General features: G+C 50.4%; 12 protein-coding genes. All 12 read right to left on the reverse strand.

Translation table 11 applies throughout. The features are described from left to right. Positions 1–6 precede the first annotated feature (6 nt). Entirely contained in the window at positions 7–1,104 is a 1,098-nt protein-coding gene (locus tag CHK_RS03625) for a PIN/TRAM domain-containing protein (RefSeq protein ID WP_046442677.1), read from the reverse strand. Between the two features lie 113 nt (positions 1,105–1,217). Beyond that, the gene (gene radA, locus CHK_RS03630) at positions 1,218–2,558 is read right to left on the reverse strand and encodes a DNA repair protein RadA (RefSeq protein WP_235811562.1); all 1,341 of its coding nucleotides are present in this window, start codon (positions 2,556–2,558) and stop codon (positions 1,218–1,220) included. 35 nt (positions 2,559–2,593) lie between these two features. Continuing rightward, a complete protein-coding gene (locus CHK_RS03635) occupies positions 2,594–3,799 on the reverse strand; it encodes a hypothetical protein (RefSeq protein WP_046442679.1) in 1,206 nt (401 codons plus the stop codon). A 15-nt stretch (positions 3,800–3,814) separates the two neighbouring features. Further along, positions 3,815–4,984: a bifunctional 2-C-methyl-D-erythritol 4-phosphate cytidylyltransferase/2-C-methyl-D-erythritol 2,4-cyclodiphosphate synthase gene (locus CHK_RS03640; protein ID WP_046442680.1), complete on the reverse strand. Its 1,170-nt coding sequence runs from the start codon at positions 4,982–4,984 to the stop codon at positions 3,815–3,817. A 2-nt stretch (positions 4,985–4,986) separates the two neighbouring features. Continuing rightward, positions 4,987–5,229 carry an RNA-binding S4 domain-containing protein gene (locus CHK_RS03645; protein WP_046442681.1) on the reverse strand — a complete coding sequence of 81 codons (243 nt, stop codon included), beginning with the start codon at positions 5,227–5,229 and terminating at the stop codon, positions 4,987–4,989. A 280-nt stretch (positions 5,230–5,509) separates the two neighbouring features. Next, the gene (locus CHK_RS03650; RefSeq protein ID WP_268872440.1) at positions 5,510–5,803 is read right to left on the reverse strand and encodes an HU family DNA-binding protein; all 294 of its coding nucleotides are present in this window, start codon (positions 5,801–5,803) and stop codon (positions 5,510–5,512) included. Between the two features lie 107 nt (positions 5,804–5,910). Next, positions 5,911–7,323, reverse strand: coding sequence for a nucleoside triphosphate pyrophosphohydrolase (gene mazG, locus CHK_RS03655; RefSeq protein WP_046442683.1), 1,413 nt, complete (start codon positions 7,321–7,323; stop codon positions 5,911–5,913). Between the two features lies 1 nt (position 7,324). Beyond that, positions 7,325–8,944: a putative polysaccharide biosynthesis protein gene (locus CHK_RS03660; RefSeq protein WP_046442684.1), complete on the reverse strand. Its 1,620-nt coding sequence runs from the start codon at positions 8,942–8,944 to the stop codon at positions 7,325–7,327. A 301-nt stretch (positions 8,945–9,245) separates the two neighbouring features. After that, the gene (locus CHK_RS03665; protein ID WP_046442685.1) at positions 9,246–9,521 is read right to left on the reverse strand and encodes a zinc ribbon domain-containing protein; all 276 of its coding nucleotides are present in this window, start codon (positions 9,519–9,521) and stop codon (positions 9,246–9,248) included. Between the two features lie 167 nt (positions 9,522–9,688). After that, positions 9,689–10,975: a permease prefix domain 1-containing protein gene (locus tag CHK_RS15545; protein ID WP_052740266.1), complete on the reverse strand. Its 1,287-nt coding sequence runs from the start codon at positions 10,973–10,975 to the stop codon at positions 9,689–9,691. Next, on the reverse strand, positions 10,962–11,306 hold the full coding sequence (locus CHK_RS03675; RefSeq protein ID WP_046442686.1) for a PadR family transcriptional regulator: 345 nt from the start codon (positions 11,304–11,306) through the stop codon (positions 10,962–10,964). The genes CHK_RS15545 and CHK_RS03675 overlap by 14 nt, the downstream gene beginning before the upstream one ends. 170 nt (positions 11,307–11,476) lie before the next feature. Continuing rightward, the gene (locus CHK_RS03680; protein WP_046442687.1) at positions 11,477–12,706 is read right to left on the reverse strand and encodes a peptidylprolyl isomerase; all 1,230 of its coding nucleotides are present in this window, start codon (positions 12,704–12,706) and stop codon (positions 11,477–11,479) included. Positions 12,707–12,720: the final 14 nt, after the last annotated feature.

Consider the following 12,720-nt stretch of genomic DNA (forward strand, 5'->3'; position numbering starts at 1 on the left):
CTGTTTCTAAACTTTTATTTTCGCAAAGATCATACGTCCAGCGGCGGTCTGCAATACGCTCGTCACCACCACCTGCATCGTCTGGTCGATCTTGCCCTTGCCGCCCTCTACAACGATCATCGTTCCGTCGTCCAGATAAGCAATTCCCTGATTTGCTTCCTTACCGTCCTTAACGATTGTCACGCGCATTTCCTCACCTGCCATCAGGATCGGCTTTACGGCGTTTGCAAGCTCGTTGATATTGAATACCGGCACATCCTGCACCGCCGCCACCTTATTCAGGTTATAGTCGTTTGTCACGACCTTGCCGCCAAGTTCCTTTGCAAGCTTTAAAAGCTTGATATCCACTTCCGGTACGTCTTCAAAGTCCGCATCCGTTATTTTCACCGGGATCTTGAGCTCCTTTTGCATGCTGTTGAGGATGTCAAGGCCGCGCCTGCCACGCGTGCGCTTCATCGAATCGCCCGAATCTGCAATCCTCTGCAATTCCCCCAGTACAAATTCCGGAACAACGATTTCCCCCTCAAACATCCCCGTCTTGCAGATGTCCAGGATTCGGCCGTCGATAATTACGCTCGTATCCAGTATTTTTGGGGAAACATACTTCCCTTCTTTTTTAGACTCTGCATTTTTTCCTGTTTTACGCAGGTGCATAAAGTTTGCAAGATCCCCCCTGCGCTTTACGCCAATCGACAAACCGATCGATCCAAAGATCAGGTAGACAAATATCGTAACCGGTATCGATATCCATGCAATCGGTATCAGCCCTACGATAATCGATACCAGCGCAGCCACCACGAGCCCGAGTATCAGTCCAAGGGTTCCCGCTAGCAGCGTTGCCGAGGGAGTAGACGCAAGCCGTGATTCTATTTGCTTCGTGTTTTTGTCAAACGCTTTTGCCAGTTTGCGGGATAAAAATAAAAAAATAATTCCGGAAATGATTCCACTCGCGATATAAATTACAAACGGCACCCATGTTTGAAACGAACTCCAAAGCTCTGCCTCCGCAAAATAATTGTAGAGCGTTACGCCCAGAAGCACGAGCCCCGGCCCCACGAAGAAGCCAAGAACACTGATGAACAATCTCATCATTTTATAAAACATTCACATTCCTCCTTCCAAGCAATATGATCCATATGAACCTGCAAGCAGGTTATTTTTCTAATGTTAGCATACTCTAAAAATATGTACTTTATATGAACATGGTATTAAGATTATTAAAAGGCTTTTGCCAATACGTCAGAAAGCGTACTTACCCCCTCTATCTTTATTTTGGCATTCATTCCTTTTTCAATACTCTGCTTTGGCACGAATACGCGGCTCACGCCCATCTTTGCGCATTCGGATATACGCTTGGAAAGCTGAGCCACATGGCGTATTTCGCCTGAAAGCCCAATTTCTCCAATGAAGGCCGTGTCCCGCGGCACGCTCAGGCTCCTCAGGGACGACACAACCGAAATTGCCATGGACAGGTCCGCAGCGTGCTCGCGCACCTTGATCCCCCCTGCGACATTTACAAAGATATCCTCGTTATACAACTTTAAACCGATTTTCTTTTCCAAAACAGCGCAGATCATATAGAGCCTGTTCGCATCGATTCCAGAGCACAGCCGCCTTGGAATATTGAGCTGGGTATGCGAGCACAGGGCCTGGATTTCAAGGAGCATGGGCCTCGTTCCCTGCGTTGCCGCGAAAATCGACACCCCATCAAGATCCTGCCCAAAATCCGCCTCGAAAAGCATTGTCGGATTTTTCACCTCCATCATGCCCATATCGCGCATTTCAAATACGCCGATTTCGTCGGTGGAGCCAAAACGGTTTTTGACGGCGCGCAGAATCCGCAGGTTCGAGGTGCGCTCTCCTTCGAAATACAGCACCGTATCCACAAGGTGTTCCAGTACGCGCGGCCCTGCAAGCGCCCCCTCCTTGGTTACATGGCCGATAATAAACACCGCCATGCCCATTTTCTTCGCGGCCTGTGCAATGCGCGACGCACACCCCCGCACCTGGGCCACGCTGCCCGGTGCAGAAGAAAGGTTCGCATCGTAAAGCGTCTGGATGGAGTCAACGATCATAAATTTTGGCGCAAGTTGCTCCACACCCGCAAGAATGCTTCCCACTTCGGTCTCCGCCATCATATAAATATTGTCGGCAATGCCCAGCCGCTGAGCACGCATTTTGATCTGCGAAGGCGATTCCTCTCCTGAAACATAAAGCGCGTTGCCGTAGGCCGTCAGTTTTTTCGCCACCTGTAAAAAAAGCGTAGATTTACCGATGCCCGGCTCTCCGCCCGCAAGCGTCACCCCGCCCGGAACAACGCCGCCGCCGAGCACGCGGTCAAATTCATCGATCCCTGTCAGAAACCGTTTTTCGGATTCAGCCGGTATTTTGTCAAAGGTCACAATGCGCGCCGGTGCGGCCGCAGACCTTTGCCTGCCGGCGGGCGCGGTTTCCACGACTTCCTCTATCAGCGTATTCCAGTTGCCGCAGCCCTGGCATTGCCCCGCCCATTTGGCGCTCATATAGCCGCACTCGCTGCACACATACTGTGTTTTCATTTTTGCCACAGGTTCTCTCCTCTACCGCGTGTTTGCTATTCGATGTACGTATATTTTACGACCTCGTCAAGCACATCCGCATTATCCGTCGTATCATAAAAGCAGATTCCGGTTCCATTTGCACTGGCAAGCAGGTTCCTTGAGATATCGCTCGTAATCTGCTCCGTTCCCTGCATGTCGGTATAGGTGATATATATCCCATCCGCCTTGGTATATACCACAAAGTTATCGCCAATATCGTAATTAAGCGCATTATCCGTTATTTTCACAGGCTCGCCGCCCGCAACGGAAAGCATCAAACTGCCGCTCAGCACGTCCTCTGTCGTTGCAAACACAATATCTTTTCCGTTCGTCTTTGGCCCATACACCGTTTTTCCCAAATCGTAATTATCGTATTTTCCCACACCGTTTTCGAACACAATGCGTTTCAAAACGCTTTCTACCGGATCCTTCTTGGCGTCCCGCTCCGCCCAAACCATATCGCTTGCGGAAATATCCACATCACTGTTTCCGTTCCCAACTACGTTTTCATACAGCTTAACCGTCGCCGCCTCGCGCGTATTTACATTGTATACATAAAGGCGCTGCGTCTTATCTCCCGCCCACTGCATAAATGCAAGCGTATCGCCGTTGATCGCAAGCCGCGGCGCGGCGTATGCGTAATCCTTGATTGTAAACTGCTCGTTCGTCTCCAGATTATATCCGACAATGCGTCCTCCGCCTGCCGATGCGCTATCCACCCATACGGCGATATTTCCTGAAATAACCGGCGTCCTGAGATCGTCAAACGCTTTTTGTACGTTTGGCAGAATCGTCGCCTCTTCCGTCTGCGTATCGTAAATCACAACGCCGTCAAGGGAACGGGCCGCGCCGGTTGCGATCTGCGTCGTGAAAATGATGCGGTTGCCGTCAATGTACGGCTCGTTTTTCATCATGATATTCTGACCGTTTTCGCTGCGGTCGCTTAAATAAATCTCATTTATTTTCAGTTCTTCTTTGGTAGGCTCGGCGTCCGGCTGCGTAAAATTCGCCTCTACCTTAGGTTGATAACGCAGCGTGGGATCCACGCCCCGCGCAAGGTCCTCGATCAGCGGAAAAACGAACAGGATAATGGCGAGCACCCCCGCCGCAACCGCCGCGATGAGAAGCGCAATCCGCACTTTGCGCAGCCGTTCGTTTTTTTTGACCTGCGAAAGCCTCATCGGCCTCCTTACCGTTGTCATCCCTTTATGTTTGTTCATACTACCTTTCCTTTGTTATACATCCTGTTTCTGGAGGATGCACGCCGCCTGCGCGGCGGCTCCCTCTCCGCGCCCCACAGCGCCGAGAAACTCCGTCGTGCTTGCCTTGACATTGACATAGGTGCGCGAGATCGAAAGCGCTTTCGCAATGTTTTCGATCATCTGCTCACGATAAGTCATTATCTTCGGTTTCTGCATGATGAGCGTGCTGTCCACATTCACAACACGGTAACCATATTTTCTGAGCATTGCGCCTACCTCGCCAAGCAGCTCAATGGAATAGATATCTTTATATCTGGGATCAGTATCGGGAAAAAGCCCGCCGATATCGCCCATACGCGCCGCGCCCAAAAGCGCGTCCATAATCGCGTGAACAAGAACGTCTGCGTCGGAATGCCCCACAAGCCCGTACTCATACGGTATCTCCACCCCGCCCAGAACAAGCCTGCGGCCTTCGCCAAACGCGTGCATATCAAAACCGTTTCCGATACGGATATCCGAGTTTTGCTGGCGGGCAGCGATGTCCTGCCCTTTTTCAAGGTCCGTACGCGTCGTAAGCTTGATGTTGTCCGGAGAGCCTTTAACGATATGAACACTTTTGGTGATGCGCTCCACGAGCGAGGCGTCATCCGTGCCAAGAAACCCGTCTTCCTCCGCTTTCCTGTAGGCGCGGACAATCAACTCCCTCGCAAACGCCTGCGGCGTCTGGATAATAGCCAGCTCCCCGCGAGGGATCGTCTCTATGATCACGCCGTCCTTTGCACGTTTGATCGTATCCGTCGCCCCAATACCCGCAACGCCCGATCCGCAACGGATCGCGCTTGCGGCGCAATCCCTGATGATGCGCTCCGTAACAAAGCAACGCGCCGCGTCGTGCACCATAACGATATCCGTATCCTCCGGCACATGCTTAAGCGCATTACTCACCGAATACTGGCGCTCGCTTCCGCCCACGCAGAAAATATATTTGCTGTCCTTTAAATATTTGGCTGCTTTGCGCTCCATCACAGCGCGCTCTTCTGCGCGGCAAACCACTATAATATCTGAAAACAGTCCCGTCGCTTCAAATGTCTTGAGGCACCGTACAACCGCGCTTTGTTCCTCAAATTTAATGAACACCTTGTTGGTGTCCATCTTCATACGGCTTCCGCTTCCCGCCGCAAGTATGATCGCACATAGTTTCATCCTTAACCGATCACCTCGTACATTCCCTCGGCTTCCTGTTTTTTGGTCGTTTCCGTAAGCGCAAGCACGCGCACCTGAAGCGGCTTCGAACCAAATTCGATCGTGATCTCATCACCGATTTTTACCGCATAACTGCTTTTTTGAGCTTTCCCGTTTACCAGCACGCGCGCACCCTCACAGGCCGACTGTGCCACCGTGCGGCGCTTGATAAGCCGCGATACTTTTAAATATTTATCCAGTCTCAATCTTAGTTACCTCATCATTACATAGATGAATATATTATACATTTTTTCATACAAAGATTCAATCTCGTTCTTAAACCTGACTCGTTTGTAATGATTTCCATGCACAAAAAAGCACTCGCATCCTATGGCACTCGCCCTGCTCAATGTTGTTTTGCTGCGCGCGGATACGCGCATACGAAACCAATCTGTTTCTGGCGATATCAATTTGCCTGCATTCCCGTACAACAAAAAAAGCATCCGTAAAGTACGGATGCTGTCTTTGCTTTTTTAGTAAAACCGCTTATTTCACAGCGTCTTTGAACGCCTTGCCAGCCTTGAAAGCCGGAACTGTGGAAGCAGCGATCTTGATCTGCTGTTTCGTCTGCGGGTTGATACCCGTTCTTGCAGCACGCTTTCTTGCTTCGAATGTACCAAAGCCAACGATCTGCACTTTTCCACCCTTTTTAATTTCGTCAATAATGCTATCTGCAAATGCGCTCAATGCAGCATCTGCATCTTTCTTCGAGATACCAGCTTTTGCCGCGATTGCAGCTACGAGTTCAGTCTTATTCAAAACTTTACCCTCCTTAAAAATTATTAATAATTTCCGCAGGGAGCCTTGCCCGGCGGTTTGACACTGAAATGATTATAATACAATCCAACCCATAAATCAACCTATTTTTTCATTGTTTTAAGCCTTTTTTACGCTTTTTTCTTGGCTTTTTCCCATAGCTCGTTCAACTGGTCCAGGGTAAGTCCGGAAAACCCTGTCCCGGAATTCTTTTCCATCAGTGAAAGCCGCTCAATAAACTTTTCGCAGGTTTTGGAAAGGCATATCTCCGGATTCGCTTTTTTGAGGCGCAGGACATTCACGATTGAAAACAATAAATCTCCCGCTTCCTCCTCAATGCGCTTCTGGTCGCCGCCGCAAAGCTCTGCCTTCCACTCTGCAAGCTCTTCCTCCACCTTCAAGAAAGCCTTCATGGGATCGTCCCAGTCAAAGCCGATTGCGGAAGCCTTTTTCTGGAGCTTGTATGCGCGCATCATCGCACCCATAGAGCGCGGGACATCCCGCAGAACTTCCGCAAAATCCTTCGCCTGCTTTTCTTCCTTTTTAATCGCTTCCCAGTTTACGAGCACTTCCTTTGCCGTATCCGCCTGCACGTCTCCAAAAATATGCGGGTGGCGGCGTATCATTTTTGCGCATACAGCGCTTGCCACGTCGTCGATGTCAAATTCCCCGCACTGGCGCGCCACCTCTGCATGGAACACCACCTGAAGGAACACATCCCCCAGTTCGTCGTAAAGCGCGTTGATATCCTCCGCATCAATCGCGTCCACCGTTTCGTATGCTTCCTCAAGCAGATACTGCCGCAGGCTTTCATGCGTTTGTTCCCGGTCCCACGGGCATCCGTTTTCACCGCGAAGCACCTTCATGATGCGTACAAGGTCGTAAAGCCCGTAGCGTTCTTTCTTATATAACACAGTTGGAGGCAAGATAAACACCCCGCCGCTGCCAATTTCAAGCGGCCTGTCAAGATCGTATAATTTCACGGCCTGCGAGCTGCCGTTTGCATACAAAAGCCCCTGCGTATCCTCCGCGTAATAGTCGGCGAACGCAAGCTTTACCGCCTCTGCGGTATTCCTGTTGTCGATGCCTGTTATCACCAGCGCCTTGCAGGTGTCAAATATGGCTCCCTCAAGGTTCCTGGCCTCCAGCACCTCATATTCGCCGATCTCAAACAAATTACGCGCCGCGCACAGCGCAGCCGCTACGGCGCACCCTTCCGCAACAAACTCCAGCTCAGCGCCCATTTTCCTTAATCTTTCCAGAAAACCGTTTGTACCCGCGTCGCCCAAAATACCAAATACAATATTCTTCCCCTGCGCCGCCTGCTCAATCCTTTGCGCGCCTTCCTCGTACAGCGAATCAAAATCCTCCGCGTTTTCATACAGGTCGTCAAGCGTACTGACGTTACCGCAGTGTGTCCCCAGCTCCTGCGCGCACTCCGCCTGCCCGCTTTGCAGGATCACCTGGTCCGCCTGTTCAATTTTCCGCACCGCACGAAGCGGCAGCATATCAAATTCTCCAACCAACTCAATTATCGTAATCATATTATTTCCACGCCTTTATCCTGATCATAATTTTTTCTATTTTTCCACCGCCCGGAACGAGCTTCAGTTCTTCTCTTGTAAGCCCTTTTGTAAAGAGCAGCGTCAATATGTAAACAACAAGGCCCGCAAAAACGCTCAAAAGTACGCCTGCCGTATTGGATGTTGCGCCTATGAGAAAATAAACCAGACAGGCGCATGCGCCCATCACCGCCGTTGCAAACACCGGCTTTCCAATATGCCCCATAAAATCCAGGCGGAAACCGGTTCCCCGTACAACAAAAACAATATTCATCACTGCTGCAACGGCGTAACATGCAATCGTGCCGACCGCCGCACCATAGATGCCTACCTGCGGAATACGCATCAGCGTGATCGTCACGACCACCTTGACTACAGCCCCCACAATCAGGCTGTAAACGGGAAGCATCGGTTTCCCAAGCCCCTGCAGCACGCCAGTCATCGTCTGAAGCAGCGTCAGGAACAACACCCCTGTCGCAAGCAGTTGCAGCAGGCCTGTCGCCATCACAAGCTCGCTTCCCTGTACGTTATGATACAGCATTTGAATAATCGGCTGTCCCAGAATAAGAAAGCCTGTCGTCGCGGGAAGTCCTACCAAAACCGCAAGCTTCAAGCCAAAGGAGGATTTTCCCTTCACTTCCCTGCCGTCGCCCTCGGACTGCGACTGGGAGATCGCCGGTACAAGGCTCATTGCAAGCGCAAGCGACAGTACCGCCGGTAGATTAATAAGCGGGTTTACCACTCCGGTAAGCACGCCATACATTGCGGTTGCAGTTTTTTGCGCATAGCCGATATCCTGCAAAACACGTGAAACGATTACCGAATCGAGCGCCATGACGATCGGCATGACGCATGCGCCGAGCGTCACTGGTATCGCAAACTTCAGCACCCGTTTCAGGATGGGTTTCCATTCCCTGGAGGCCCCCCTGGGATCAAGCCCTGCGGCCTTTGACAAAATCTCCCCTTTTTTCTTCCGGTAAACGGCCATGATATATACGAGCGCCGCAGCTTCTTCGATCGCCACACCGATAAGGGCGCCCATCGCGCCCAGCTCCGGCCTGCCTGTTATGCTCACCAAAGCATATGCCAAAATCAGCCCAACGGTGAGCTTTCCAAACTGTTCTACCAACTGTGATACAGCAGTTGGCACCATATATTGAAGGCCCTGGAAGTAGCCTCTGTAAGCCGATAATACCGAAATAAAGAACAACGCCGGAGAAATCGCCATAAGCGAATAAACAGCAGGCGCGGTTTTCTGGAGTTCGGCAATCATGGGCGAAAGGATAAACATGAGCACCGCCATTATTATTCCCAGCGCAACAAACAAACGCCGCGCAACCTGAAAAGTATAATGCGCCCCGGCGTAGTCTCCCTTCGCCACCCGCTCGGAAATCAGCTTGGATATTGCAGCCGGCAGGCCAGCCGTTGAAATTGTCACAAACAGCGTATAAATCGGATACGCAAGCTGGTAGTAGCCAAGCCCCTCCGTACCGATGATATTGGTAAGCGGTATCCTGAAAAAAACACCGATAATCTTTACGATCAATCCGGCCGCTCCAAGGATCGCCGCCCCTTTTACAAAATTTTTTTGCGTTTGTGTCATGTGCCGCCCGCTCTCCAGTGAGTTTTTCATTGTCCTGTACTTTTTACAGCATATTAACTTATAGAGCCGCATGGCTGCGCCGCCGTAAAGGTTCGCTGCATAGCAGTTTCCAATAAATGCCTGCTACGCAACCATTTTGGCAAACTGCAATAAGATTATAGCTGTTTCCCGTTCCATTTGCAAGCGCGCCATATGCTGCCACGATGCTGTCAATTCCGCTTTTTCGCAACAAAAAAAGGGATGCGCCGGCATCCCTTTTACGCCGCAGCGGGCGGCAATGTCAAGCTTTTTTCTTACATCCTTACGGCTGCCATCTTTTAAGCGTGGGCAAAAACTGCCTGAGCTGTTCACGCGCCTGCTCAACCGTCACTTTTTGCTCCGCGCCTTTATTCCATTCGTCAAGATAGTTTAGATTGATTTCTATCATCTCATCCATTGTTATGTCCTGCGTAAAACCGCCGTTCTGGTAACAATAACTACAATAGCACTCCGATTTACTTCCATCTTTTTCCGTTCCCTTTACATCGTCGCTTTCGAGCGGCATACCGCAGCTTTGGCAAAAAACAACCTGATCCATCGTCCGTTCTCCTTTTATTACAATTTGATACAATCATACGATATTTCAAAGATACCCGCAATCATTTTTCGTCAAACATGTAATACCTGGTCAGGTTCCATTCCTGACGGCGCAACAATGCCAAGCCATATTGAAAACAATCTTTGTCATATTCATATGCGGGCCGGTCAGGCAACCGCCTTTATCCTGTAATCGCGTACTATTTCCCCATTGCGGAAGATACTGCACATAAGCCCAAGCACAATGCAGGCATAAAGGCTGGTATCCGTGCTGAAAAACGGTATCACGTCAAAGGCGTTCGGCATCAGGCCGACCGCGTTCAACACCCCAAGCGCCGTTGGGATTAATAGCGCCGCCCATCCCATCAGGGAAAGAGAGCGTCCCAGCATACTTCTCTGGCGGATACACTGCTTCAATAAATAAGCGTAAAAACCGGCCACCGCAGCCAGCATCGCGAAAAACGGCAGCCAGCCAACTCGGTAAATCAGCCGTGTCACGTCATTTTCAGTAAAAGAATCGGTCACCTCGTTCCCTTGGCCAAGCCATACGGTATTTCGCAGCATTTCCCGCGCAGAATCCATGGGGCTATATCCCTGGGTACTGTCATACTGCTGTACCAGATTAGAATAAACCAGAAACAACGCCACAAATACCGCCGTAGGGATAATAAGCGTAAGCAGTGCTTTTCTCCTGTTCACGCCAAAGAACCCGCAGCATACGCAAATCGTCATCATCGCAATGCTGCTCAAAACGAACACGATAAAATTTTCGGTCACCGCCCATATCCTCCATGAGTCGTACGCATATCCATAATACCTGAAATAGAGGAAAAGAAAGCAGCCGACGCAGGGCAGCACCACAAACAACAGGCAGCAGCGCAAAAATTTGCGGTAACCGCCGCCGCGCATGTGGAACAGCATCAACAGGCTTGCAAACGGCAAAAAAGCCATTGCAAGCGCTTCTGTCCGCCAAAATATCATTACTCCCGCACCGCTCAAAGCAAGGCAGGCTGCCAAAGCGAAAAACAGTATCCGGGGTATTTTCGCATAGCAGGTAAAGTCTATCAGGCAAAAGGGCAACGCCAGCGCCACATAAAATCCCACCATACCAAAATACGGCGCGATCATATCCGTATAGTAGTATCCCGATCGCCAAAGCAACGCCGACAGCAGGCAGCTGCAAAGCACGATTGCCAGCATACATCCAAGGATTTTCCAGTCCAGATGCGGGCGGTAGGATCGGTCGAGCATCGTTCCAACAGTCACTGCGTCGCCCATTTCGGCAATCGCGTCGGTTGTCGCCGTATCCACGTCTTTCCCGCCGCGAATAAATGCGTCCCGTTGATCCAGGATATGCGTCTCAAGCTCGTCCCCAACCACCGGACGGGCCTTTTTCCAGCGGATTTGCCCGCAAACGGTATCTACGTAATTTGTAATGCGATCAGGTTTGTTCACAATGCGCACCGCCCTTCAACACGCCCGTTACTGCGGAAGAAAACTCATGCCACTCTTTTTTTTTGTTTTCCAGCAGCCTGCGCCCGTCGTTTGTGAGTTTATAGTACTTGCGAACCCGTCCATGACCATCGCAGTCATAAGATTCCACCATACCCTTTACTTCAAGGTCGTGCAGCAACGGATACAAGGTTCCTGCCTTGAGGGAAAATACATTTTGCGACCTCTCTCCCAGCTGCTCGATCATTTCATACCCGTACATATCCTTACTTTCCAGTAATTTCAAAACAAGCATCGCGGTGCTTCCTGTCAGTAAACTTCTGTCTACAGGCATCTTTCAATCCTCCTTTTATATCGGTCATCGATATATTGATTATATATCGACAGTCGATACTATGTCAAGCTGTAATGATCATCGCTGCCAACCAGACCTCTCAAAATAAAAAGAGGCTGTCCCGGGTTTTCTTTCCGGGACAGCCTCTTCATTGGTTTTCCTGTTATTGCTTATCCTTCAAATGTGGAAAGCCTGTCTGTATATTTCTTGATGTCGGACGCTTCCTCCCACTCGAGGAACTTATCTTCCTGATGCTTATTTTGCACTTCGGTCAGCTTCTTTTCCATGATGGTGTCTTTGATTTCATCAAACGGAACCGCGCCGCCCGCATCTCCTACGTACTGCAGGATGTGATAACCGTAATCCGTCGGTACAAGCTCTGATATTGCCCCTGCAGCCGGCAGTGCCATTGCCGCTTTCTCAAACGCTTCCACGTAATTGGAGCCTTCATATACCACATAACCCTGCGTTTTTGCGGGTTCCTGCTTCATACCGGAATCTGTGCCAAGCTCTTCGATCAGCGCATCAAAATCCTCGCCTGCCTTCGCCCGTGCAAGCGCACCGTCCGCCTGTGATTTGATCTTCGCCAGTTCTTCATTCAGGAGCTTATCCGCGCCTTCGTCATCCCCGCTCTTCCTGAGGTTGGAAATTTGCGACTGCGCGTCCTCCGGCAAACCGATCAGCAGGTTCTTGATAAAACGCGATCCCTGCGGACGGTAGACCGATATTCCTGAAGAGTAGGACGCATAATTTGACGCATCCTCGTCGATCTTCGCCTGCTGCTCTGTCAGCTGCTCGTCGTAATAGGCTTTCGCCTCGTCCTCCGTATAGCTCACTTCAGCTTTGATCTTATCGTTCTCAGCGTTCACCGCATCGGTTTTGATCGTATCGATCACAGCCTGATCAATATCGTCATAACCGTACCCTTTCAGGTATTGCTCCATCTGCTCGTTTACATAGGCTTCCTTATCGGTGACCGTATCGTCTTTGTCGGCCTGCTCCTGCACCTGCTGCCTGCGTTCTTCGATCTTCTGTTCGATATCCGCCTTCACCTTGGCCTTGTTTTCGTCGGAATCATCATAAAAGCCGTCCTTTTGCGCCTGCTGGATGGTAAGCTCCGTGCGGATAACCATATCGAGCGTTGATTCCTTGAACTTCTTCCATTGCTCCTCGCCATACTGGGAAATAAACTGTTCCTTGGTCATCCCATAGATCATGCTGAGCTGCATATCCACAAGATCCATCACCTGTGCTTTCGTCACATCCGTACCGTTGACGTTCGCCACAACCTGCGCACGGTCTTTATCTGTGTTGACCGATACCATAGAGCATGATACGAAAAGTGCGGCGCATAAAACAACGCTCACTCCCGTAACCATGATTTTCTTCAATATACTCATATTTGTATTGTTCC

Origin of the sequence: Christensenella hongkongensis, from assembly GCF_000981035.1 — a bacterium.
GTDB lineage: Bacteria > Bacillota > Clostridia > Christensenellales > Christensenellaceae > Christensenella > Christensenella hongkongensis.